At 59.7% G+C, this 24,541-nt stretch carries 21 protein-coding genes; 18 read left to right on the top strand and 3 right to left on the bottom strand.

Annotated elements, in window-relative coordinates; translation table 11 throughout:
- Positions 1-59: 59 nt before the first annotated feature.
- From J3P96_RS20640 to J3P96_RS20630, 3 genes are all read left to right on the top strand, one after another.
- Positions 60-914 (top strand): glycine betaine ABC transporter substrate-binding protein, encoded by an 855-nt coding sequence (locus J3P96_RS20640; RefSeq protein ID WP_434569410.1) that lies wholly within the window; start codon positions 60-62, stop codon positions 912-914.
- 316 nt (positions 915-1,230) lie between these two features.
- Positions 1,231-1,542: a DUF485 domain-containing protein gene (locus J3P96_RS20635; protein WP_305496111.1), complete on the top strand. Its 312-nt coding sequence runs from the start codon at positions 1,231-1,233 to the stop codon at positions 1,540-1,542.
- The gene (locus J3P96_RS20630; protein ID WP_305496110.1) at positions 1,539-3,197 is read left to right on the top strand and encodes a cation acetate symporter; all 1,659 of its coding nucleotides are present in this window, start codon (positions 1,539-1,541) and stop codon (positions 3,195-3,197) included. Before J3P96_RS20635 ends, J3P96_RS20630 begins: the two co-directional genes overlap by 4 nt.
- Positions 3,198-3,484: 287 nt before the next feature.
- Here J3P96_RS20630 and gltA read toward each other — a convergent pair whose 3' ends face one another.
- Positions 3,485-4,774, bottom strand: a complete 1,290-nt coding sequence (gene gltA / locus J3P96_RS20625) for a citrate synthase (RefSeq protein WP_003172803.1) — start codon at positions 4,772-4,774, stop codon at positions 3,485-3,487.
- A 365-nt stretch (positions 4,775-5,139) separates the two neighbouring features.
- Between gltA and sdhC the strand changes: the two genes are divergently transcribed.
- From sdhC to J3P96_RS20570, 11 genes are all read left to right on the top strand, one after another.
- Positions 5,140-5,514: a succinate dehydrogenase, cytochrome b556 subunit gene (gene sdhC / locus J3P96_RS20620; RefSeq protein WP_003179220.1), complete on the top strand. Its 375-nt coding sequence runs from the start codon at positions 5,140-5,142 to the stop codon at positions 5,512-5,514.
- Complete coding sequence (gene sdhD, locus J3P96_RS20615) at positions 5,508-5,876, top strand: succinate dehydrogenase, hydrophobic membrane anchor protein (protein ID WP_003179222.1); 369 nt, start codon at positions 5,508-5,510, stop codon at positions 5,874-5,876. Before sdhC ends, sdhD begins: the two co-directional genes overlap by 7 nt.
- A 3-nt stretch (positions 5,877-5,879) precedes the next feature.
- Positions 5,880-7,652 (top strand): succinate dehydrogenase flavoprotein subunit, encoded by a 1,773-nt coding sequence (gene sdhA / locus J3P96_RS20610; protein WP_434653260.1) that lies wholly within the window; start codon positions 5,880-5,882, stop codon positions 7,650-7,652.
- Positions 7,653-7,663: 11 nt separating this feature from the next.
- Entirely contained in the window at positions 7,664-8,368 is a 705-nt protein-coding gene (locus J3P96_RS20605) for a succinate dehydrogenase iron-sulfur subunit (RefSeq protein WP_039594133.1), read from the top strand.
- Between the two features lie 262 nt (positions 8,369-8,630).
- On the top strand, positions 8,631-11,462 hold the full coding sequence (locus tag J3P96_RS20600; protein WP_305496108.1) for a 2-oxoglutarate dehydrogenase E1 component: 2,832 nt from the start codon (positions 8,631-8,633) through the stop codon (positions 11,460-11,462).
- A 44-nt stretch (positions 11,463-11,506) separates the two neighbouring features.
- Positions 11,507-12,730 (top strand): 2-oxoglutarate dehydrogenase complex dihydrolipoyllysine-residue succinyltransferase, encoded by a 1,224-nt coding sequence (gene odhB, locus J3P96_RS20595; protein ID WP_305496107.1) that lies wholly within the window; start codon positions 11,507-11,509, stop codon positions 12,728-12,730.
- A gap of 111 nt (positions 12,731-12,841) precedes the next feature.
- A complete protein-coding gene (gene lpdA, locus J3P96_RS20590; RefSeq protein ID WP_434569407.1) occupies positions 12,842-14,278 on the top strand; it encodes a dihydrolipoyl dehydrogenase in 1,437 nt (478 codons plus the stop codon).
- Positions 14,279-14,474: 196 nt separating this feature from the next.
- Positions 14,475-15,641 (top strand): ADP-forming succinate--CoA ligase subunit beta, encoded by a 1,167-nt coding sequence (gene sucC / locus J3P96_RS20585; protein ID WP_305496105.1) that lies wholly within the window; start codon positions 14,475-14,477, stop codon positions 15,639-15,641.
- Positions 15,641-16,525, top strand: coding sequence for a succinate--CoA ligase subunit alpha (sucD, locus tag J3P96_RS20580; protein ID WP_305496104.1), 885 nt, complete (start codon positions 15,641-15,643; stop codon positions 16,523-16,525). Before sucC ends, sucD begins: the two co-directional genes overlap by 1 nt.
- Before the next feature lie 453 nt (positions 16,526-16,978).
- Positions 16,979-18,292 (top strand): branched-chain amino acid transport system II carrier protein, encoded by a 1,314-nt coding sequence (gene brnQ, locus J3P96_RS20575; protein WP_305496103.1) that lies wholly within the window; start codon positions 16,979-16,981, stop codon positions 18,290-18,292.
- Between the two features lie 232 nt (positions 18,293-18,524).
- Positions 18,525-19,262 (top strand): DUF599 domain-containing protein, encoded by a 738-nt coding sequence (locus J3P96_RS20570; protein ID WP_434603187.1) that lies wholly within the window; start codon positions 18,525-18,527, stop codon positions 19,260-19,262.
- A gap of 72 nt (positions 19,263-19,334) precedes the next feature.
- Here J3P96_RS20570 and J3P96_RS20565 read toward each other — a convergent pair whose 3' ends face one another.
- On the bottom strand, positions 19,335-19,586 hold the full coding sequence (locus J3P96_RS20565; RefSeq protein ID WP_030138335.1) for a hypothetical protein: 252 nt from the start codon (positions 19,584-19,586) through the stop codon (positions 19,335-19,337).
- Positions 19,587-19,744: 158 nt separating this feature from the next.
- Here J3P96_RS20565 and J3P96_RS20560 point away from each other — a divergent pair, with 158 nt between their 5' ends.
- The 4 genes from J3P96_RS20560 (at position 19,745) to J3P96_RS20545 (ending at position 23,470) form a co-directional block, all read left to right on the top strand.
- The gene (locus tag J3P96_RS20560; protein ID WP_434653257.1) at positions 19,745-20,221 is read left to right on the top strand and encodes a PaaI family thioesterase; all 477 of its coding nucleotides are present in this window, start codon (positions 19,745-19,747) and stop codon (positions 20,219-20,221) included.
- A complete protein-coding gene (locus J3P96_RS20555; protein ID WP_434653255.1) occupies positions 20,218-20,679 on the top strand; it encodes a PaaI family thioesterase in 462 nt (153 codons plus the stop codon). The genes J3P96_RS20560 and J3P96_RS20555 overlap by 4 nt, the downstream gene beginning before the upstream one ends.
- Before the next feature lie 87 nt (positions 20,680-20,766).
- Positions 20,767-22,671 carry a molecular chaperone HtpG gene (gene htpG / locus J3P96_RS20550; RefSeq protein ID WP_305496099.1) on the top strand — a complete coding sequence of 635 codons (1,905 nt, stop codon included), beginning with the start codon at positions 20,767-20,769 and terminating at the stop codon, positions 22,669-22,671.
- Positions 22,672-22,741: 70 nt separating this feature from the next.
- Positions 22,742-23,470, top strand: coding sequence for a dienelactone hydrolase family protein (locus tag J3P96_RS20545; protein ID WP_434653253.1), 729 nt, complete (start codon positions 22,742-22,744; stop codon positions 23,468-23,470).
- A gap of 142 nt (positions 23,471-23,612) precedes the next feature.
- Here J3P96_RS20545 and J3P96_RS20540 read toward each other — a convergent pair whose 3' ends face one another.
- On the bottom strand, positions 23,613-24,473 hold the full coding sequence (locus J3P96_RS20540) for a pirin family protein (RefSeq protein ID WP_434653251.1): 861 nt from the start codon (positions 24,471-24,473) through the stop codon (positions 23,613-23,615).
- Positions 24,474-24,541: the final 68 nt, after the last annotated feature.

Raw genomic sequence — 24,541 nt, 5'->3', positions numbered from 1 at the left:
TAACAATACGTTGACGCTGCTCGGCATCCGTCGGGCGCAGCACTTTCGGGGAAGTAACGATGAAGATGCGACGACTCTTGGGCGCAGGTGCCGCACTGGTACTGGCGATCAGCTCCACCCTGGCCAGCGCCGAAACCAAAACCCTGAGCATTGGTTATGTCGACGGCTGGTCCGACAGCGTCGCGACCACCCATGTGGCGGCCGAAGTGATCAAGCAGAAACTCGGTTATGACGTGAAGCTGCAAGCGGTGGCGACCGGGATCATGTGGCAGGGCGTGGCCACCGGCAAGCTCGATGCAATGCTTTCGGCCTGGCTGCCGGTGACTCACGGTGACTACTGGACGAAAAACAAGGACAACGTGGTCGACTACGGCCCGAACTTCAAGGACGCCAAGATCGGCCTGATCGTGCCAGAGTACGTCAAGGCCAAGTCGCTGGAAGACCTCAAGACCGACGATTCCTTCAAGAAACGCATCGTCGGCATCGACGCCGGTTCAGGCGTGATGCTCAAGACCGAACAGGCGATCAAGGACTACGACCTGACCGGTTATCAACTCAAGGCCAGCTCCGGCGCCGGCATGATCGCCGAGCTGACCCGTGCCGAGAAGAAGAACGAGTCCATCGCCGTCACCGGTTGGGTGCCGCACTGGATGTTCGCCAAGTGGAAACTGCGCTTCCTTGAAGACCCAAAAGGCGTCTACGGCGCGGCTGAAACCGTAAACAGCATCGGCAGCAAGGAGCTGGCTACCAAGGCGCCGGAAGTGGTCGAGTTCCTGAAGAAGTTCCAGTGGGCCTCGAAAGACGAAATCGGCGAAGTCATGTTGGCAATCCAGGAAGGCGCCAAGCCGGACGCCGCCGCGAAGGATTGGGTTGCCAAGCACCCGGACCGCGTGAAGGAGTGGACCGGCAAATAAACGGCCTGGTCTGACTGTTCCGAAAAACCGCATGAGTTGTTCATGCGGTTTTTTTGTGCCCGTGATTCCTGACTTGTCCACAAATCCTGTGGGAGCGAGCTTGCTCGCGATGACGGCGCAACATTCAATAGAGATGCAAGCAGACACGCCGCTATCGCGAGCAAGCTCGCTCCCACAGGAGGGGGAACCGCGGAAAATTGCGGGAAACTGGCAAAACCGTCATGTCGTTCTAATACTAAGGTCGTCTGGAACCTGGCCTTGAGCCGCATAGAGTAGGGTCGTTCCAACTTAAATCTGTGCTGCGAGGATAAAAACAATGAACGACAGCATTTACCTCTCGATACAAAACAGCCCGCGCTTCAAGGAGCTGGTGAGTAAAAGGGAAAAGTTCGCCTGGATTCTCTCGGCGATCATGCTAGGGCTTTACTCGGGATTCATCCTGCTGATTGCCTACGGGCCGCATATTCTCGGTGCCAAGATCACGCCTGAGGGAACGATCACCTGGGGCATTCCCATCGGGATCGGCCTGATTCTCTCGGCTTTTGTCCTGACCGGCATTTATGTACGACGCGCCAATGGCGAGTTCGACGACCTGAACAATGCGATTCTCAAGGAGGCTCAGCAATGATCCGGCGTCTACTGGCTCTTTTGAGCATCGCTGCGTTCGCACCGAGCGTCTGGGCGGCTGATGCCGTGGCGGGGGCTGTGCAGAAACAACCCCTCAACGTCGCGGCTATCCTGATGTTCGTGGCCTTCGTCGGTGCGACTCTGTACATCACCTACTGGGCATCCAAGAAAAACAACTCGGCGGCCGACTACTATGCGGCCGGCGGCAAGATCACCGGCTTCCAGAATGGCCTGGCGATTGCCGGCGACTACATGTCGGCGGCATCCTTCCTGGGTATTTCCGCGCTGGTGTTCACGTCCGGTTATGACGGCCTGATCTACTCCATCGGCTTCCTGGTGGGCTGGCCGATCATTCTGTTCCTGATCGCCGAGCGTCTGCGCAACCTGGGTAAATACACCTTTGCCGACGTGGCGTCCTATCGCCTCGGGCAAACCCAGATCCGCAGCCTGTCGGCTTGCGGCTCGCTGGTGGTGGTGGCGTTCTACCTGATCGCGCAAATGGTCGGTGCCGGCAAGCTGATCCAGCTGCTGTTCGGCCTGGACTACCACGTTGCGGTGATCCTGGTCGGTATCCTGATGTGCCTCTACGTGCTGTTCGGCGGCATGCTGGCCACCACCTGGGTACAGATCATCAAGGCCGTGCTGTTGCTGTCGGGTGCTTCGTTCATGGCGCTGATGGTGATGAAGCACGTCAACTTCGACTTCAACATGCTGTTTGCCGAAGCGGTCAAGGTTCACCCTAAAGGTGAAGCGATCATGAGCCCTGGCGGCCTGGTGAAGGATCCGATCTCGGCCTTCTCCCTCGGCCTGGCGCTGATGTTCGGTACCGCTGGCCTGCCCCATATCCTGATGCGCTTCTTCACCGTGAGCGACGCCAAGGAAGCTCGCAAGAGCGTGCTGTATGCCACCGGCTTCATCGGCTACTTCTACATCCTGACCTTCATCATCGGCTTCGGCGCGATCCTGCTGGTCAGCACCAACCCGGCCTTCAAGGATGCGGCAGGTGCCTTGCTGGGCGGCAACAACATGGCGGCGGTGCATCTGTCCAACGCGGTTGGCGGCAGCATCTTCCTGGGCTTCATCTCGGCGGTGGCGTTCGCGACCATCCTGGCGGTGGTAGCGGGCCTGACCCTGGCCGGTGCCTCGGCGGTGTCCCATGACCTGTATGCCAGCGTGATCAAAAAAGGCAAGGCCAACGAGAAGGACGAGATTCGCGTCTCGAAGATCACCACCATTGCCCTGGCAGTGCTGGCAATCGGCCTGGGTATCCTGTTCGAGAAGCAGAACATCGCATTCATGGTGGGCCTGGCGTTCTCCATCGCGGCGAGCTGCAACTTCCCGGTACTGCTGCTTTCGATGTACTGGAAGAAGCTGACCACCCGTGGCGCCATGATCGGTGGCTGGCTGGGTCTGGTCAGTGCCGTGGGCCTGATGGTGCTTGGTCCGACCATCTGGGTGCAGATCATGGGTCACGAGAAGGCGATCTTCCCGTATGAATACCCGGCGCTGTTCTCGATGATCATCGCGTTTGTCGGCATCTGGTTCTTCTCCATCACCGACAAGTCGGCTGAAGGCGCCAACGAGCGGGCGCTGTTCTTCCCGCAGTTCGTGCGTTCGCAGACTGGCCTGGGGGCGAGTGGGGCGGTGAATCACTGAGGCAGCTGCAAGTTGAAAGCTTCAAGTTGAAGCGTTGTGTTTGAAGAAATACCCCGGTCGAGAGGCCGGGGTATTTTTTTGCATGTGATGTTTGCGTTGTCTGTGAGGACGCCTTCGCGAGCAGGCTCGCACCCACAGTGGTATGCGATCCTTGTGGGAGCGAGCCTGCTCGCGAAGAGGCCGGTCCTGACACTAAGCTTTTTGAAGGCATAAACAAAACAGCCCCTGCTCTTTATAAGAAGCAGGGGCTGTTCCGGTGCAGCTTGAGACTTACTGCAAGGCAAGCCTTACTTGCGGTCTTCCAGCTTGGTGATGTCACGCGACTCGTAGCCGGTGTACAGCTGGCGCGGGCGGCCGATCTTGTACGGGCTGGAGAGCATTTCCTTCCAGTGGGAGATCCAGCCGACGGTCCGCGCCAGGGCGAAGATCACGGTGAACATGCTGGTCGGGATGCCGATCGCCTTGAGGATGATCCCCGAGTAGAAGTCGACGTTCGGGTACAGCGAGCGCTCGATGAAGTACGGGTCGGTCAGGGCGATCTCTTCCAGGCGCATGGCCAGTTCGAGTTGCGGATCGTTCTTGATCCCCAGTTCCTTGAGCACTTCGTCGCAGGTCTGCTTCATGACGGTGGCGCGCGGGTCGCGGTTCTTGTAGACCCGGTGACCGAAGCCCATCAGCTTGAACGGATCGTTCTTGTCCTTGGCCTTGGCGATGAACTTGTCGATATTCGAGACATCGCCGATTTCATCGAGCATGGTCAGTACCGCTTCGTTCGCGCCGCCGTGGGCAGGGCCCCAGAGCGCGGCGATACCGGCGGCGATACAGGCGAACGGGTTGGCACCCGACGAGCCGGCCAGGCGCACGGTGGATGTGGAGGCGTTCTGCTCGTGGTCGGCATGGAGGATGAAGATGCGGTCCATGGCCTTGGCGAGCACCGGGCTGATCGGTTTGATCTCGCACGGGGTGTTGAACATCATATGCAGGAAGTTCTCTGCATAGGTCAGGTCGTTGCGCGGGTACATCATGGGCTGGCCCATGGAGTACTTGTAGACCATGGCTGCCAGGGTCGGCATCTTCGCCACCAGGCGGATCGCGGAGATTTCGCGATGCTGGGGGTTATTGATGTCCAGGGAGTCGTGGTAGAAGGCCGAGAGGGCGCCGACAACACCGCACATGACGGCCATCGGGTGAGCATCGCGACGGAAGCCGTTGAAGAAGGTCTTCAACTGCTCGTGGACCATGGTGTGGTTCTTCACGGTGCTGACGAACTGGGCCTTTTGCTCTGCGGTTGGCAGCTCGCCGTTGAGCAGCAGGTAGCAGGTTTCCAGGTAGTCCGATTTTTCAGCCAGTTGCTCGATCGGGTAGCCGCGGTGCAGCAGGATGCCGTTGTCGCCGTCGATATAGGTGATTTTCGACTCGCACGAGGCGGTCGACATGAAACCTGGGTCAAAGGTGAAACGGCCCGTGGCCGTCAGGCCCCGTACGTCGATTACATCGGGACCAACGGTGCCGGTTAAAATGGGCAGCTCGACGGGGGCTGCGCCCTCGATGATCAACTGCGCTTTTTTGTCAGCCATGTGGCCTCCTATTAATGCTTGGAATCATCAGACAGACCCCCCACGCAGGGCCCGCACCACTATAGTGAGATAAATCCGAATGTCAATTTGCCTAAAGTCTTGCTCCAGAAGGCTTTAACCGGACTTTTTCCGCGAAATTGCCTGCCGTTTACGCCTTTTGCCCTGCATGTGCAATGCGCTATTAGGGGAAGGTGAACGCGTTGTCATTAGTAGCCTAACTGTCTATACTCGGCCACCGACCGCCAGGGGCTTTTGGGCCTGCTTTCTTGGGGGTCGTCACTCCCTGGGTGGTGAGTACCTGACCAGTGCGCGCCCCAACAACTTTGCCCTGATTGTTAGGGGCTCTTCAGTGTGAAAAAAAAGCCGTGAAAAGCCAACGACCTGTAAACCTAGACCTAAGGACCATCAAACTCCCAGTCACTGCTTACACGTCCATTCTTCACCGTATTTCCGGTGTCATCCTCTTCGTCAGCCTGGCCATCATGCTTTATGCATTGGACAAGTCGCTCGATTCGGAAGAAGGCTTCGGTCAGGTGAAAGCGTGTCTGACCAGTCCGCTAGCCAAGCTAGTGATTTGGGGCATCCTGTCCGCCTTGCTGTATCACCTGGTAGCCGGCGTGCGCCACTTGATCATGGACATGGGCATCGGTGAGACGCTGGAAGGCGGCAAGCTGGGCTCGAAAATCATTATCGCCGTGTCTGCGGTGCTGATCGTTCTGGCAGGAGTCTGGATATGGTAACCAACGTCACGAACCTTTCGCGTTCGGGCCTCTATGACTGGATGGCGCAGCGTGTCTCTGCGGTCGTTCTCGCGGCTTATTTCATCTTCCTGATCGGATATGTGGTAGCCAACCCCGGCCTGGGCTATGCCCAATGGCACGAACTGTTTGCAAACAACTGGATGCGTATCTTCAGTCTGCTGGCACTTGTCGCACTCGGCGCTCACGCCTGGGTCGGCATGTGGACCATCGCGACCGACTACCTGACGCAGATGGCGTTCGGCAAGTCGGCGACTGCCGTACGTTTCCTCTTCCAGGCAGTATGCGGCGTTGCGATGTTCGCTTACTTCGTCTGGGGTGTGCAGATTCTCTGGGGTATCTGATTCATGGCTAACATTCCAACGATTTCTTTCGACGCCATCATCATTGGTGGTGGCGGTGCCGGCATGCGCGCAGCGCTGCAACTGGCACAGGGCGGTCACAAGACTGCCGTGATCACCAAGGTCTTCCCGACGCGTTCGCACACTGTTTCCGCCCAGGGTGGCATCACTTGCGCCATCGCTTCGGCCGACCCGAACGATGACTGGCGCTGGCACATGTACGATACCGTCAAGGGTTCCGACTACATCGGCGACCAGGACGCTATCGAATACATGTGTCAGGAAGGCCCGGCTGCTGTTTACGAGCTGGACCACATGGGCATGCCGTTCTCGCGTACCGAACAGGGTCGTATCTACCAGCGTCCGTTCGGCGGCCAGTCCAAGGACTACGGCAAGGGCGGCCAGGCTGCACGCACTTGCGCTGCGTCCGACCGTACCGGTCACGCACTGCTGCACACGCTGTATCAGGGCAACCTGAAAGCCGGTACCGTGTTTCTGAACGAGTACTACGCTGTCGACCTGGTGAAGAACCAGGACGGCGCCTTCGTCGGCGTGATCGCGATCTGCATCGAAACTGGCGAAACCACCTACATCCGCGCCAAGGCCACCGTGCTGGCGACCGGCGGTGCGGGCCGTATCTACGCGTCCACCACCAACGCCCTGATCAACACCGGTGACGGCGTCGGCATGGCCCTGCGTGCCGGCGTGCCGGTGCAGGACATCGAAATGTGGCAGTTCCACCCGACCGGCATCGCCGGCGCTGGTGTACTGGTCACCGAAGGCTGCCGTGGTGAAGGCGGTTACCTGATCAACAAGCACGGCGAGCGTTTCATGGAGCGTTATGCTCCGAACGCCAAGGACCTTGCCGGTCGTGACGTCGTTGCTCGTTCGATGGTTAAAGAGATCATTGCCGGTAACGGCTGTGGCCCGAACGGCGACCACGTGATGCTCAAGCTCGACCACCTCGGCGAAGAAGTGCTGCACAGCCGCTTGCCAGGTATCTGCGAACTGTCCAAGACCTTCGCTCACGTCGATCCAGTCGTTGCGCCGGTTCCAGTGGTTCCAACCTGCCACTATATGATGGGCGGCGTTGCCACAAACATTCATGGCCAGGCAATCACCCAGAACGCCGAAGGCGTGGACGAAATCATCCCTGGCCTGTTTGCGGTGGGTGAAGTGGCATGCGTATCGGTGCACGGTGCCAACCGCCTGGGCGGCAACTCGCTGCTCGACCTGGTGGTATTCGGCCGCGCTGCCGGTCTGCACCTGGAAAAAGCGCTGACCGACGGTATCGAATACCGCGACGCCAGCGACACCGACATCGACGTGGCGCTCAAGCGTCTGGCCGGTCTCAACGAGCGTACCGAAGGCGAAGACGTCGCCACCCTGCGTCGCGAGCTGCAAAGCTGCATGCAGAACTACTTCGGTGTGTTCCGTACCGGCGAATACATGCAGAAGGGTATTGCCCAGCTGGCGCAATTGCGTGAACGAATCGCCAACGTGAAGATCAACGATAAGTCGCAGGCGTTCAACACTGCCCGTATCGAAGCGCTGGAACTGCAGAACCTGCTGGAAGTGGCCGAAGCCACCGCCATCGCGGCTGAAGTGCGTAAAGAGTCCCGTGGTGCACATGCCCGCGAAGACTTCGAAGACCGTGACGACGAAAACTGGCTGTGCCACACCTTGTACTTCCCGGGTGAAAAACGCGTCGCCAAGCGTGCCGTGAACTTCTCGCCGAAGACTGTTCCGACTTTCGAACCTAAAGTCCGGACTTATTAAGGGTGACCGCTATGTTGCAAGTCAGTGTGTATCGCTACAACCCTGATCAGGACGCCGCGCCGTTCATGCAGGACTTCCAGGTCGATACCGGTGGTAAAGACCTGATGGTGCTGGACGTGCTGGCCTTGATCAAAGAGCAGGACGAAGGTTTTTCCTATCGTCGCTCGTGCCGCGAGGGCGTTTGCGGCTCCGACGGCATGAACATCAACGGCAAGAACGGCCTGGCCTGCATCACGCCGCTGTCGGCGGTGGTCAAGGGCAACAAGCTTATCGTTCGGCCGCTGCCAGGTTTGCCGGTCATCCGTGACCTGGTCGTCGATATGAGCATCTTCTACAAGCAATACGAGAAGGTGAAGCCATTCCTGCAGAACGACACGCCGGCTCCGGCCATCGAGCGTCTGCAGTCTCCTGAAGAGCGTGAAAAGCTCGACGGTCTGTACGAGTGCATCCTGTGCGCCTGCTGCTCGACCTCGTGCCCATCGTTCTGGTGGAACCCGGACAAATTCCTGGGCCCGGCCGCCCTGCTGCAAGCGTATCGCTTCCTGGCAGACAGCCGTGACACCAAGACGTCCGAGCGTCTGGCCGCACTGGATGACCCGTTCAGCGTATTCCGCTGCCGCGGGATCATGAACTGCGTCAACGTCTGCCCGAAAGGCCTGAACCCGACTAAGGCCATCGGTCACGTACGTAACATGCTGCTGCAAAACGGCGTGTGATTCAGCTGCTGTACCCGTAGAACCGCTGTACCCGTAAAGGCGAGGGCGTGGGCTTCAACCCACGTCCTGGCTATAACCAGAGCAGCCACTCACAAAGCGGCCGTTCTTATTTTGAAGAAATGAGACAAGCAGGGGCATCCGGGCTGGTACCCGGACTATCAGCGTGATCCTAAGTGGCTTGTTTTAGTCGCTGCACTCGGACTTCTGCAAGTTTGCTCGGTGTTTTCGCCGGTGGTGTTCCCCTAATCGAGGGTGACCAAGCATGCAAGAAAGCGTGATGCAGCGCATGTGGAACAGTGCCCACCTCTCCGGTGGTAACGCTGCCTATGTGGAAGAGCTCTACGAGCTCTACCTGCACGACCCTAACGCTGTGCCAGAAGAATGGCGCACCTACTTTCAGAAGTTGCCGGCTGACGGTAACTCTGCCACCGATGTTTCGCACTCGACGATTCGCGATCATTTCGTGCTGCTGGCAAAGAACCAGCGCCGCGCCCAACCGGTGTCTGCCGGCAGCGTGAGCTCCGAGCACGAGAAGAAGCAAGTTGAAGTACTGCGACTGATCCAGGCCTACCGGATGCGCGGCCACCAGGCAGCCCAGCTGGACCCGCTGGGGCTGTGGCAGCGTCCTGCACCTGCAGACCTGTCGATCACTCATTACGGCTTGACCAATGCCGATCTTGATACGACCTTCCGTGCCGGCGACCTGTTCATCGGCAAAGAGGAAGCGAGCCTACGCGAAATTCACGAAGCGTTGCAGCAGACATATTGCCGCACCATCGGCGCTGAATTCACGCACATCACCGATTCCGAGCAGCGCCAGTGGTTCCAGCAGCGTCTGGAAAGCGTTCGTGGCCGTCCGACGTACTCCGCCGACATCAAGAGCCACTTGCTCGAGCGCGTCACCGCCGGTGAAGGTCTGGAGAAATACCTGGGTACCAAATACCCGGGCACCAAGCGTTTCGGCCTGGAAGGCGGCGAAAGCCTGATTCCGATGCTCGACGAGCTGATCCAGCGTTCCGGCTCCTACGGTACCAAGGAAGTCGTCATCGGCATGGCCCACCGTGGTCGCCTGAACGTACTGGTCAACACCTTCGGCAAAAACCCGCGCGAGCTGTTCGACGAGTTCGAAGGCAAGAAGAAGGTCGAGCTGGGTTCCGGTGACGTGAAATACCACCAGGGCTTCTCGTCCAACGTGATGACCACCGGTGGCGAAGTCCACCTGGCCATGGCCTTCAACCCGTCCCACCTGGAAATCGTTTCCCCGGTGGTCGAGGGTTCGGTCCGTGCCCGCCAGGATCGTCGCAACGACCCGACCGGTGAAAAGGTCCTGCCGATTTCCATCCACGGTGACGCGGCATTCGCCGGTCAGGGCGTGGTCATGGAAACCTTCCAGATGTCGCAGACCCGCGGCTTCAAGACTGGCGGTACGGTTCACATCGTCATCAACAACCAGGTCGGTTTCACCATCAGCAACCCGCTGGACTCGCGTTCCACCGAGTACGCTACCGACGTCGCGAAAATGATCCAGGCGCCGATTCTCCATGTGAATGGTGATGACCCGGAAGCCGTGCTCTTCGTGACCCAGCTGGCCATCGACTACCGCATGCAGTACAAGCGCGACGTGGTGATCGACCTGGTCTGCTACCGTCGTCGCGGCCACAACGAGGCCGACGAGCCAAGCGGTACCCAGCCACTGATGTACCAGCAGATCGCCAAGCAGCGCACCACCCGCGAGCTGTACGCCGATCGCCTGACCCAGAGCGGCGTTCTGGATGCCGCGCGCGTCCAGGAAAAAGTCGATGAATATCGCAACGCCCTGGACAACGGCCTGCACGTTGTAAAAAGCCTGGTCAAGGAACCGAACAAGGAACTGTTCGTGGACTGGCGTCCTTACCTGGGCCACGCCTGGACCGCGCGTCACGACACGCGCTTCGACCTCAAGACCTTGCAGGAACTGTCCGCCAAGCTGCTGGAAATCCCGGAAGGCTTCGTGGTCCAGCGCCAGGTTGCGAAGATCTACGAAGACCGCCAGAAGATGCAAGCCGGCGGCCTGCCGATCAACTGGGGTTACGCCGAAACCATGGCGTACGCGACCCTGGCGTTCGAAGGTCACCCGATTCGCATCACCGGCCAGGACGTAGGCCGCGGTACTTTCTCGCACCGCCACGCGGCGCTGCACAACCAGAAAGACGCCAGCACCTACATCCCGCTGCAACACCTGTACAAAGGCCAGCCACGTTTCGACCTGTACGATTCGCTGCTGTCCGAGGAAGCCGTCCTGGCGTTCGAATATGGCTACTCCACCACCGAGCCGAATGCGCTGGTGATCTGGGAAGCCCAGTTCGGCGACTTCGCCAACGGTGCCCAGGTGGTGGTCGACCAGTTCATCACCAGCGGCGAGCACAAGTGGGGTCGTCTCTGCGGCCTGACCATGCTGCTGCCACACGGTTATGAAGGGCAGGGGCCGGAGCACTCTTCGGCACGTCTGGAGCGTTACCTGCAATTGTGCGCCGAGCACAACGTCCAGGTTTGCGTACCGACGACCCCGGCGCAGATCTACCACCTGCTGCGTCGTCAGGTCATCCGTCCGCTGCGCAAGCCGCTGATCGTGCTGACCCCCAAGTCGCTGTTGCGCCACAAGCTGGCGATTTCCACGCTCGAAGACCTGGCCGAAGGCTCCTTCCAGACCGTTATCTCGGAAATCGATACCCTGGACGCGGCGAAGGTGACTCGCCTGATCCTGTGCAGCGGCAAGGTCTACTACGATCTGCTGGAAAAACGTCGTGCCGAAGGCCGCGAAGACATCGCCATCGTGCGTATCGAGCAGCTCTACCCGTTCCCGGAAGACGACCTGATGGAGGCTATCGCGCCTTACACCAACCTCACCCACGTGGTGTGGTGTCAGGAAGAACCGATGAACCAGGGCGCGTGGTACAGCAGCCAGCATCACCTGCGTCGCAGCATCGGCAACCATAACAAGGCCCTGGGCCTGGAGTACGCCGGTCGTGACGCTTCTGCTGCCCCTGCGTGTGGTTATGCGTCGATGCACGCCGAGCAGCAGGAAAAACTGCTGCAAGATGCCTTCACTGTTTAACGCCTTCGTGCTGACTGAAACCGAATTTTAAGGACCCACAGATAATGGCTATCGAAATCAAAGCCCCGTCATTCCCGGAATCGGTTGCCGATGGCACCGTTGCCACCTGGCACAAGAAACCAGGCGAGGCCGTCAAGCGTGACGACCTGATCGTCGACATCGAGACCGACAAGGTCGTGCTGGAAGTATTGGCCGAAGCCGACGGCGTGCTGGGCGCAATCATTGCCGAAGAAGGCGCTACGGTTCTGTCGAACCAGGTCCTGGGCTCGATCGAAGAGGGCGGCGCTGCCGCCGCCGCTCCAGCAGCAGCTGCTGCACCGGCTGCCGCTCAGGCCGCTGCTCCTGCTGCATCGGGCGAAGACGATCCAGTCGCTGCCCCTGCTGCTCGCAAGCTGGCTGAAGAGAACGGTATCAACATCGCTTCCGTTGCCGGCACCGGCAAGGGTGGTCGCGTGACCAAGGAAGACGTGGTTGCAGCTGTTGCCGCCAAGAAAGCCGCACCGGCCGCAGCACCAGCCAAGCCTGCCGCGCCTGCCGCTTCCGCACCAGTGTTCGCTGCCGGCGACCGCGTGGAAAAACGCGTTCCGATGACCCGCCTGCGGGCCAAGGTTGCCGAGCGTCTGGTCGAAGCCCAGTCGAACATGGCGATGCTGACCACTTTCAACGAAGTCGACATGACCGAAGTCATGGCCCTGCGTTCGAAGTACAAGGATCTGTTCGAGAAGTCCCACAATGGCGTACGCCTGGGCTTCATGTCGTTCTTCGTCAAGGCTGCCACCGAAGCGCTGAAACGCTTCCCGGCCGTCAACGCGTCGATCGACGGTTCCGACATCGTCTACCACGGCTACGCCGACATCGGTGTCGCGGTCTCCAGCGACCGTGGCCTGGTGGTTCCGGTACTGCGCAACGCCGAACTGATGAGCCTGGCCGAAATCGAAGGCGGCATCGCCACCTTCGGCAAGAAGGCCCGTGACGGCAAGCTGTCCATCGAAGAGATGACCGGCGGTACGTTCACCATCACCAACGGTGGTACATTCGGTTCGATGATGTCGACCCCGATCGTCAACCCGCCACAAGCGGCTATCCTCGGCATGCACAACATTCTGCAGCGTCCGATGGCGATCAATGGTCAAGTCGTGATTCGTCCGATGATGTACCTGGCACTGTCCTACGATCACCGCCTGATCGACGGCAAAGAAGCCGTGACGTTCCTGGTAACCATCAAGAACCTGCTTGAAGATCCGGCTCGTCTGCTGCTGGATATCTGATTTTCGCCGCGAGGGCCGGTCTGTTGATCGGCTTCTTGCTGAAACAACCGGTTTCGTCCCTCGACGGTCACCACAAGTGACCGTCCGGTTTGATTCGAAAAGGAATGACTCATGACTCAGAAATTCGACGTGGTAGTGATTGGTGCGGGCCCTGGCGGCTACGTAGCGGCCATCAAGGCTGCGCAACTGGGCCTTACCACTGCCTGCATCGAGAAATACACCGACAAGGAAGGCAAGCAAGCCTTGGGCGGTACTTGCCTGAACGTCGGTTGCATTCCTTCCAAGGCGCTGCTGGACAGCTCTTGGAAATACAAGGAAGCGAAAGAAAGCTTCAACGTTCACGGTATCTCTACCGGTGAAGTGAAAATGGACGTCGCCGCGATGGTTGGCCGCAAGGCCGGCATCGTCAAGAACCTGACCAGCGGTGTTGCCACCCTGTTCAAGGCCAACGGCGTGACTTCCATCGAAGGCCACGGCAAGCTGCTGCTGGGCAAGAAAGTCGAAGTGACCAAGCCAGACGGCTCGGTTGAAGTGATCGAAGCCGAAAACGTCATCCTGGCGCCAGGCTCGCGTCCGATCGACATCCCGCCGGCTCCGGTCGACCAGAACGTCATCGTCGACTCCACCGGTGCCCTGGAATTCCAGACCGTGCCAAAACGCCTGGGCGTGATCGGCGCTGGCGTGATCGGCCTGGAGCTGGGTTCGGTATGGTCGCGCCTGGGCGCTGAAGTGACCGTGCTCGAAGCCCTCGACACCTTCCTGATGGCCGCCGACACCGCGGTTTCCAAGGAAGCGCTGAAAACCCTGACCAAGCAAGGCCTGGACATCAAGCTGGGCGCTCGCGTGACCGGCTCCAAGGTCAACGGCGAAGAAGTCGTGGTCAACTACACCGACGCCAACGGCGAACAGACCATCACGTTCGACAAGCTGATCGTAGCGGTCGGCCGTCGTCCGGTGACGACTGACCTGCTGGCCGCCGATTGCGGCGTGGAAATCGACGAGCGCGGCTTCATCGCGGTCGATGACCATTGCGCAACCGCCGTACCGGGCGTCTTCGCCATCGGTGACGTGGTTCGCGGCATGATGCTGGCGCACAAGGCGTCCGAAGAAGGCATCATGGTTGTCGAGCGCATCAAGGGTCACAAGGCCCAGATGAACTACGACCTGATCCCATCGGTTATCTACACCCACCCGGAAATCGCATGGGTCGGTAAAACCGAGCAGGCCTTGAAAGCCGAAGGCGTTGAAGTTAACGTCGGCACCTTCCCGTTCGCCGCCAGCGGCCGCGCCATGGCAGCCAACGACACCGGCGGTTTCGTGAAAGTCATCGCCGACGCCAAGACCGACCGCGTATTGGGCGTTCACGTCATTGGCCCAAGCGCTGCCGAGCTGGTACAGCAAGGCGCGATCGGTATGGAATTCGGCACCAGCGCTGAAGACCTGGGCATGATGGTCTTCTCCCATCCGACCCTGTCCGAAGCCTTGCACGAAGCGGCCCTGGCCGTGAATGGCGGCGCCATCCACGTGGCCAACCGCAAGAAGCGTTAACGGATAATAAGAAACCACGGCGGTGCGGCCCGTCGCGAGCCTTGCGTGCAAGACTCACCGCGGAATGTCCGCTGGACGCAGTCTTGCGTAGCGGCACCGGTTAACCGGAACGCTACGCAAGCAGCAGTCACAGGTGGTGCGGCACCACAACGGTGCAGCACCGAATGCGCAGTACCTAACGAAGACGGTAATAAGCATGAATCTTCACGAGTATCAGGGTAAGCAGCTGTTCGCTGAGTACGGCCTGCCAGTATCCACCGGTTACGCGGTAGACACCCCGGAAGCGGCAGCAGAAGCTTGCGACAAGATCGGCGGCAGCGAATGGGTTGTCAAAGCCCAGGTTCACGCCGGTGGTCGCGGTAAAGCGGGCGGCGTCAAGCTGGTTCGCAGCAAAGAAGACGCCAAAGCCTTCGCGCAGCAGTGGCTGGGCAAGCGTCTGGTGACTTACCAGACTGACGCCAACGGTCAGCCAGTCACCAAGATCCTGGTTGAATCGTGCACTGATATCGCTAAAGAGCTGTACCTGGGCGCTGTCGTTGACCGTTCGAGCCGTCGTATCGTGTTCATGGCTTCCACCGAAGGTGGCGTGGACATCGAGAAAATCGCTCACGACACCCCTGAGAAAATCCTCAAGGCCACCATCGATCCACTGGTTGGCGCACAGCCATTCCAGGGTCGCGAGCTGGCTTTCCAGCTGGGCCTGGAAGGCAAGCAGGTTGCCCAGTTCGCCAAGATCTTCGTGGGTCTGGCCAAACTGTTCCAGGATCACGATCTGGCCCTGCTGGAAGTGAACCCGCTGGTGATCAAGGCCGACGGCGATCTGCACTGCCTCGATGCCAAGATCAACATCGACGCCAACGCCATGTACCGTCAGCCTAAGCTGAAGACTTTCCACGATCCGTCGCAGGACGATCCGCGCGAAGCGCACGCTGCCAAGTTCGAACTGAACTACGTAGCGCTGGAAGGCAACATCGGCTGCATGGTCAACGGTGCCGGCCTGGCCATGGGTACCATGGACATCGTCAACCTGCATGGCGGCAAGCCAGCCAACTTCCTCGACGTGGGCGGCGGTGCTACCAAGGAACGCGTTACCGAAGCGTTCAAGATCATCCTGTCCGACTCCAACGTCGCTGCAGTACTGGTCAACATCTTCGGCGGCATCGTTCGCTGCGACATGATTGCCGAAGGCATCATTGGCGCCGTGAAAGAAGTCGGCGTGAAAATCCCGGTTGTTGTGCGCCTTGAAGGCAACAACGCTGAACTGGGCGCTAAAGTACTGGCAGAAAGCGGTTTGAACATCATCGCTGCTACCAGCCTGACCGACGCTGCTCAACAAGTCGTCAAAGCTGCGGAGGGCAAATAATGAGCGTCCTGATCAACAAAGACACCAAGGTTATCTGCCAGGGCATTACCGGTTCGCAAGGTAGCTTCCACACCCAGCAAGCCATCGAATACGGCACCCAGATGGTCGGCGGTGTAACGCCGGGCAAAGGCGGCACCGAGCACCTGGGCCTGCCAGTGTTCAACACCGTGAAAGACGCTGTAGCTGCCACTGGCGCCACCGCCAGCGTGATCTACGTTCCAGCTCCTTTCTGCAAGGACTCCATCCTGGAAGCAGCATTCGGCGGCATCAAGCTGATCGTTTGCATCACCGAAGGCATTCCTACCCTGGACATGCTGGATGCCAAGGTCAAGTGCGACGAGCTGGGTGTTACCCTGATCGGCCCTAACTGCCCAGGCGTGATCACTCCAGGCGAATGCAAGATCGGCATCATGCCAGGTCACATTCACTTGCCAGGCAAGGTCGGTATCGTTTCCCGTTCCGGCACCCTGACCTACGAAGCCGTGAAGCAGACCACTGACGCCGGTTTCGGTCAGTCCACTTGCGTCGGCATCGGCGGTGACCCGATCCCAGGCTCCAACTTCATCGACATCCTGAAGCTGTTCCAGGAAGACCCGAAGACCGAAGCGATCGTCATGATCGGTGAGATCGGCGGTTCCGCTGAAGAAGAAGCCGCTGCCTACATCAAGGCAAACGTGACCAAGCCGGTCGTTTCCTACATCGCTGGTGTGACTGCCCCTGCTGGCAAGCGCATGGGCCATGCGGGTGCAATCATCTCCGGCGGCAAAGGCACTGCGGACGAGAAGTTCGCTGCGCTGCAAGACGCAGGCGTGAAAACCGTGCGTTCGCTGGCAGACATCGGCAAGGCCCTGGCCGAGCTGACTGGCTGGGAAATGAAGAAGTAAGCTTCGGCTGACCCTTCGTTCCAAACAAAGGCCACCTTCGGGTGGCCTTTGTCGTTTCTGGTTCGCTCTTGTGGCGAGGGAGCTTGCTCCCGCTCGGCTGCGTAGCAGTCGCAAACTGGACAGCGCATTTTGTCTGAATAGATACAGGCGCCTGAATGAGGGCTGCTGCGCAGCCCAGCGGGAGCAAGCTCCCTCGCCACGGGGGGGGCATTGCTGCGGCCTGGTGGAAAAATAGATACGTAAATGCGACACAGCAATGTCGTGTATCGGATAGTTCGCCCTGTAACAGTGCGTTTTTCACTTGAATTCGTTAGGCTAGCAGCCATTTTTGCGACCGCTGCCCACAAGGAAGCGACGCGCTAAACGGGTCGGTCTCATACGGATCGGCAGCATTTCCCTCACCCATAAGGGAAATCCCTCTCTAAATTCCGATTCAGTAGTGTGGTTTCCTTAATGAAAGTGTTGAAAGGCCAGGACATCCTGGCGCTTGGTTTCATGACATTTGCCCTGTTCGTCGGGGCCGGCAACATCATCTTCCCGCCTATCGTCGGTTTGCAGTCCGGGCCTCATGTCTGGATGGCGGCGCTGGGCTTTCTCATCACGGCGGTCGGGCTGCCGGTGATCACGGTCGTTGCGCTGGCCAAGGTCGGCGGCGCGATGGACGCCTTGAGCAGCCCCATCGGCAAGATCGCCGGTGGTTTGCTGGCAGCGGTGTGCTACCTGGCGGTCGGCCCGCTGTTCGCCACCCCGCGAACCGCTACCGTATCGTTCGAAGTCGGCCTGGCACCGCTGACCGGCGAGAGCCCGTTGGCGTTGTTCCTGTACAGCGCGGTGTACTTTCTGGTGGTGTTCTTCATCTCGCTTTATCCGGGCCGCTTGCTGGACACCGTCGGGCGCTTTCTCGCGCCGCTGAAAATCATCGCCCTGGCAGTGCTGGGCATCGCCGCGTTTGCCCTGCCGGCGGGCGACATCGGCGTGGCGACTCCCGAATACGTGGCGGCGCCGTTTTCCCAAGGCTTCATCAATGGCTACCTGACCATGGATACCCTCGGTGCCTTGGTGTTCGGCATCGTCATCGTCAACGCCATCCGTTCCCGAGGGGTCGAGTCTCCGGCCTTGATCACCCGCTACGCCATCATCGCCGGGCTTATAGCCGGGGTGGGGCTGGCGCTGGTCTATGTCAGCCTGTTCCGCCTGGGTTCGGGCAGCCATGAAGTTGCCGCGGGCGCGACCAACGGCGCGGCCGTCTTGCATGCCTACGTGCAACATACCTTCGGCAGCCTGGGCAGCGGCTTCCTTGCGGTACTGATCTCCCTGGCGTGCCTGGTGACGGCGGTTGGCCTGACCTGCGCCTGCGCCGAGTACTTCAGCCGCGTCCTGCCGCTGTCCTACAAGACGCTGGTGATCATCCTGGCGGCGTTTTCGCTGCTGGTGTCCAACCTCGGGCTGACCAAGCTGATCGCTTTCTCGATTCCGGTCCTGACCGCGATCTATCCGCCTTGCATCGCATTGGTCGCCCTGAGCTTCTGCAAGGACTTCTGGCATGAGCAGGGGCGCATCGTCGGCCCGGTCATGCTGGTGTCGTTCCTGTTCGGCTTGATCGACGCCCTCAAGGGCGCCGGGCTGGCGGATTGGCTGCCGACGCAGTTGGCCCACCTGCCGTTGAGCGACCAGGGCCTGGCCTGGCTGGTGCCTTCGGTCATGACCCTGGTGGTCGCAGTGGTCTGCGATCGACTGCTGGGCAAGCGCAGCGAAGCGTTGGCGTAAGCGGCTTCCAGCAGGCCCATCGGTAAAACGAAATGCCCCGTATCAATCGATGCGGGGCATTTTTTATTGGGACAGTGTCTTTTTCCGTGGACCTGTGGGAGCGAGCCTGCTCGCGAAAGCGCCCGAACTGCTGACATAGAAGCGAAAGTTATATCGCTATCGCGAGCAGGCTCGCTCCCACAGGGTTCGCTGATATTATTGCCGCAGGTTTTGTTTCATCACAGGGAACTGCATGTCATTCATCCAAGCCAACCTGATCCATCTGCTCGCCGCCGTCTGGTTCATCATCTGCTGGGCCGGTTATACCCGTTACGCTTCCTGGAAGGCCCGCGACACGGCGTGCCTGGCCAGCGTGATGCACCTGTACCGCGAAGACTGGATGCGTCGCATGCTGCTGCGCGACAACCGCATTGCCGATGCCAGCGTGATCGGCAACCTGGAGCGCAACGCGTCCTTCTTCGCCTCCAGCACGCTGATCATCCTGGCCGGTATCCTGACCGTGCTCGGGGCGTCTGACCGCGCGGTATCGCTGCTTGCGGACCTGCCGTTGGTACAACAGGCCTCCCAGGGCATGGCGGAAGTGAAGCTGCTGTGTCTTGCGCTGGTGTTCGTCTACGCGTTCTTCACGTTCAGCTGGTGCATGCGCCAATACAACTTCGCCGCGGTCCTGGTAGGTTCTGCGCCGATGATCGGCGAGCGGCATGTGTCCGAGCTGGAGCGCAAGGCCTTTGCTTCGAGGGCGGCGCGGGTCATTTCGATGGCGGCCAACCAGTTCAACTTCGGCTTGCGTGCCTATTATTTCGGCATGACCATGCTGGCATGGTTCGTCAGCCCCTGGCTGTTCATGCTGATGAGCGCCGGCGTGGTGTTTGTGTTGTATCAACGCGAGTTTCATTCGGATGTGCTGGACGTGATGGTCTACACGCCTACCGAAGCGCCGGTGCCCGAAACCGGCAAGGAAGCGGCTTGACGGCTGTTTTGTCGAATTGCAGGCAAAAGAAAACCCGCACCAGGCGGGTTTTCTTTTACCACTGAAACCGTATCAGTTGGTTTTAGGCGCGGTAGCAGGGGCTTGTTCCTGCTGGGCGGCACTGTTCGATTCAGACTGAGCTTTGGCAGCTTCGGCGTTTTCTTTCGCCGCGTCGTTCACTTTATCCTGTGCTTTGTTCATGTCTTGCTGAGCTTGTTCAGCGTGTTGGTTGGCATCTTGAGCCTTGTCCTCGGATTTTTTATCGCAGGCAGCGAGACCGAGGGAGGCGGCCAACATCAAGGCAATAGCAAAAGTCTTACGCATGGGGTGTTTCTCCTTATGGATATAACTACTGGCCTTTTGAGCGGGCCCCCTCTGGTTAAGTTCCTCTTTTGCTCTAGATATATAACTTTGCAGCGCAGCGGAACTTTATGGCCCACGGTGGTTGTTGGGCTTCTGCATACACAAGGGCATTAACACAAATGGCTGAAGATTCCGTTTTTGAGCGTGCGACACGCTTTTTATCCGCGCTGAGGCATTGCCAGGTGCTGGGTCTGACGCTGCACAGCGCCAGTTCCGAAGGGTTGACGGTAATGTTGCCGTACAGCCCCTCCATTGTCGGTAATCCGCTGACAGGCATCGTCCATGGCGGAGCGCTGACCACGCTGATGGATACCGCCTGCGGCATGTCGACCTTGTGCGTGCTGCCGCAATTCGAGGTCTGCCCGACCCTGGATCTGCGCATCGATTACATGCACGCGGCCATGCCTGATAAAGCCATCTATGGTTTCGCCCAGTGCTATAGGGTCACGCCGGACGTGATTTTCAGCCGGGGTTTTGCCTACCAGGATGATCCCGGGCAACCCATCGCCCATGTGGTGGGCACTTTCATGCGCCTGGGCGATAGCGCTCGGGGAATGAGAAAGGGTGGCCTGACGGCTGCGGCGCAAAAGCCATGACCGATATCACCGAGGAACAACTGCGCCAGGCCTGCGAGCATGGCGACCACGCGCTGCTGCTGGCCTCGATTCCCTATGCGCGCCTCATCGGCGTCGAATGTTCTCGTCAGGGCGACGAGTTGCTGTTTTGCCTGCCGGCCAACAAGGACAACATTGGTAACCCTTTACTGCCCGCGATCCATGGCGGGGTGATTGCCGGTTTCATGGAGCTGTCGGCCGCTGTTCATCTGCTGATTGCGACCCGTGCGACCGGGGTGCCGAAGATCATCGATTTTTCCCTGGATTACCTGCGCGCCGGGCAGTTTCGTGACACTTATGCCCGGTGTCAGGTCTGGCGCCAGGGCCGTCGCGTGGCCAATGTGGCGATCACCGCCTGGCAGGAATCCGAAGCCGAACCGATTGCCACGGCTAGAGCCCATTTCAAGATCCCGGCACCCTCCAGGCCGACCGCCCCTTGAAATCATCACCGGTGCCCCCACCTTGTGGACATCCCGCCGCCAATCTCAGCGAGGCGGACACCACCATCCACTTGGAGTTTGATGACCATGAGCGTGGAAACTCAAAAGGAAACCCTGGGCTTCCAGACCGAGGTGAAGCAGCTGCTGCACCTGATGATTCACTCGCTGTATTCGAATAAGGAAATTTTTCTTCGCGAGCTGATCTCGAACGCCTCTGACGCTGTCGACAAATTACGTTTCGAAGCGCTGTCCAAGCCAGAACTGCTGGAAGGCGGCGCGGAGCTGAAAATCCGTGTGAGCTTCGACAAGGACGCGAAAACCGTCACTCTCGAAGACAACGGTATCGGCATGAGCCGCGACGAGGTGATCACGCACCTGGGCACCATCGCCAAGTCCGGCACCGCCGATTTCATGAAAAACCTGTCGGGCGACCAGAAGAAGGATTCCCATCTGATCGGTCAGTTCGGCGTCGGTTTTTATTCCGCGTTCATCGTTGCCGATCAGGTCGAAGTGTTCAGCCGCCGTGCCGGCCTCGCAGCGAGCGAAGGCGTGCACTGGTCATCCAAGGGCGAAGGCGAATTTGAAGTCGCGACCATCGACAAGGCTGAGCGCGGTACCCGCATCGTCTTGCACCTGAAGTCCGGTGAAGAAGAATTCGCCGATGGCTGGCGCCTGCGCAACATCATCAAGAAATACTCTGACCATATCGCGCTGCCGATCGAGTTGCCGAAGGAAGTCACCGCTGCCGAAGGCGAAGAAAAACCTGAAGTGGAATGGGAAACCGTCAACCGCGCCAGTGCCCTGTGGACCCGTCCTCGTACCGAGATCAAGGACGAGGAATACCAGGAGTTCTACAAGCACATCGCCCACGACTACGAGAACCCGCTGAGCTGGAGCCATAACAAGGTCGAAGGCAAGCTGGAATACAGCTCGCTGCTGTACGTGCCGGCCCGTGCGCCATTCGACCTGTACCAGCGCGAAGCACCACGCGGGCTGAAGTTGTACGTGCAGCGCGTGTTCGTGATGGACCAGGCCGAATCGTTCCTGCCGCTGTACCTGCGCTTCATCAAGGGTGTGGTGGACTCCAACGACCTGTCGCTGAACGTTTCGCGGGAAATCCTGCAGAAAGATCCGATCATCGACTCCATGAAGTCGGCGCTGACCAAGCGCGTCCTCGACATGCTGGAAAAGCTGGCGAAGAGCGAGCCTGAGCAATACAAGAGCTTCTGGAAGAACTTCGGCCAGGTGATGAAAGAAGGCCCGGCCGAAGATTTCGCTAACAAAGAGAAGATCGCCGGCCTGCTGCGTTTCGCCTCGACCCAGAGTGACGACGGCGAGCAGAGCGTCAGCCTGGCCGATTACCTGGCCCGCGCCAAGGAAGGCCAGGACAAGATCTACTACCTGACCGGCGAAACCTATGCACAGGTCAAGAACAGCCCGCACCTGGAAGTCTTCCGCAAGAAAGGCATCGAAGTGCTGCTGCTGACCGACCGCATCGACGAGTGGCTGATGAGCTACCTCAACGAGTTCGACGGCAAGAGCTTCGTCGATGTGGCCCGTGGCGACCTCGACCTTGGCAACCTGGATTCGGAAGAAGACAAGAAAGCCGCCGAAGAAGTCGCCAAGAGCAAGGAAGGCCTGGTCGAGCGGATCAAGACTGCGTTGGGCGATGCCGTCAGCGAAGTGCGTGTCTCGCACCGCCTGACTGACTCCCCGGCCATCCTGGCCATCGGCGAGCAGGACCTCGGCCTGCAGATGCGCCAGATCCTTGAGGCCAGCGGTCAGAAGGTGCCGGATTCCAAGCCGATCTTCGAATTCAACCCGGCTCACCCGCTGGTGGAAAAACTCGACAACGAGCAGAGCGAAGAGCGTTTTGGCGACCTCTCGCACATCCTGTTCGACCAGGCGGCCCTGGCGGCCGGCGACAGCCTGAAGGACCCGGCGGCCTATGTCCGGCGTTTGAACAAGCTGTTGGTTGAGCTGTCAGCTTGATCAAGTGAATACAAAACCCGCTCAGGCGGGTTTTGTCATTTCTGGTGTTCAGTCAATAAAGGAATCCGTCATGAGTCAGGTTACGGTTCGTTCACTGGTGTATCAGATCGATGGGCAAAGCTATGAAGGTCGCCTGGCCTTCGACGTCAACCAGCAGGGCCCGCGTCCGGGTTTGCTGATGGCGCCGAACTGGATGGGCGTGGGGGCGGGGGCCGAGGACATTGCCAGGTCGGTGGCCGCCAACGGCTACGTGGTGCTGATCGCCGACCTGTACGGGCAGACGCTGCGCCCGACCAACGCCGACGAGGCGGGAGCGGCAATGATGCCGCTCAAGAATGACCGGGCCTTGTTGCGCAAGCGCATGCAGGTAGCGCTGGAGCAATTGCAGAACCAGGGCGAAGCGCAGGTCGACACGGCCAAACTGGCCACGTTCGGCTTCTGCTTCGGTGGTTGCTGCTCACTGGAGCTGGCTCGCAGCGGCGCACCGCTCAAGGCTGCGATCTCGTTCCACGGGACCCTGGATACGCCGAACCCGGCCGATGCGCAGAATATCCAGGGCGCCGTCCTGGTGATGCATGGCGCCTCCGATCCGCTGGTGCCGAAAGAACAGTTGCCGGCTTTCGAGGAGGAGATGAACGCCGCCGGGGTGGACTGGCAATTGCTGAGTTACGGCGGCGCGGTGCATTCCTTCACCGATCCTCAGGCCAATGTGCCGGGCAAGATGATGTACAACGCCAAGATCGCCGGGCGGGCGTTCCGGTCGATGCATAATTTGCTGGATGAGGTGTTCAAGGGCTGATTGCCCTGGCTTCTGTCATATTGCTTTCGCGAGCAGGCTCGCTCCCACATTGAACCGAGTTGTACGCGAGATCTGCGAACCGCGCCGATCCAGTGTGGGAGCGAGCCTGCTCGCGATGGCTGCATATGAGACACCCCTGAAATCAGGGCAATTCGATCCGCTCGCTTTCCCCCGGCACAGTCGGCCAGTCCCCGGCCGCCCAGCGCCGGCGGGCTTCATCGATACGGGCCGGGTCGCTGGCGACGAAATTCCAGTTCATCCGCCGTGGCCCGTCCAGCGGTGCCCCGCCGAACAGCACGGCATGGCAGTCGCTGCTGGCGAACAGGGCCATCTCTTCTCCGGCCGGCAGGATGACCAGCGAATGAGGCTCCAGCGGCTCACCGTCCAGTTGCGCCTCGCCGCTCAATACATACAGTGCACGCTCTTCATGCTCGGTGGGGATCAGCAATGTCGTCGCGGTTTGCAGGGTCAGTTCGGCATACAACGTAGGCGAGAGCACCGGTACCGGCGATTCCAGGCAAAAGCCTGACCCGGCAATCATGCGGATGCTGACGCCCAGGTTCTCGCTGACCGGCAGGGTCGGTGCCGGATGATGGCTGTAGTGCCCGGGCCCCTGCTCGTGAGACTGGGGCGAGGCCAGCCAGACTTGCAGGCCATGCATGACAAAAGCGCTGCCCAGCAACGACTGCGGAGTACGCTCGACATGGGCGATCGCGCTGCCCGCCGTCATCCAGCTGACATCCCCGGCATCCACTACCTGGTCGGAACCCAGGCTGTCCTTGTGCTGGAGTTTTCCTTCGAACAGGTAGGTGAGGGTGGATAACCCGATGTGCGGGTGCTGGCGGATGTTCATGCCTTTGCCCGCCGGGTAGGTGGTTTGCAACATATGGTCGAAAAACACGAAAGGCCCGACGCTGCGGCATTTGGCGGACGGCAGCGGGCGAAGAATCGGCTGGCCCTCCACGTCTTCTGCGCGGGGACGAACGATCAGGGGAGCGGTCATGGTGTCTTCCAGGTTGAACGACGAATGCGCAAAGCATAACCCGAGGCTACAGCGGACGGCAGCGCTGG

The sequence above is a fragment of the Pseudomonas sp. R3-56 genome (assembly GCF_051132075.1).
Classification (GTDB): domain Bacteria; phylum Pseudomonadota; class Gammaproteobacteria; order Pseudomonadales; family Pseudomonadaceae; genus Aquipseudomonas.
The sequence above is the reverse complement of the archived record's forward strand: the minus strand, read 5'-3'. Positions and strand labels throughout refer to the sequence as shown.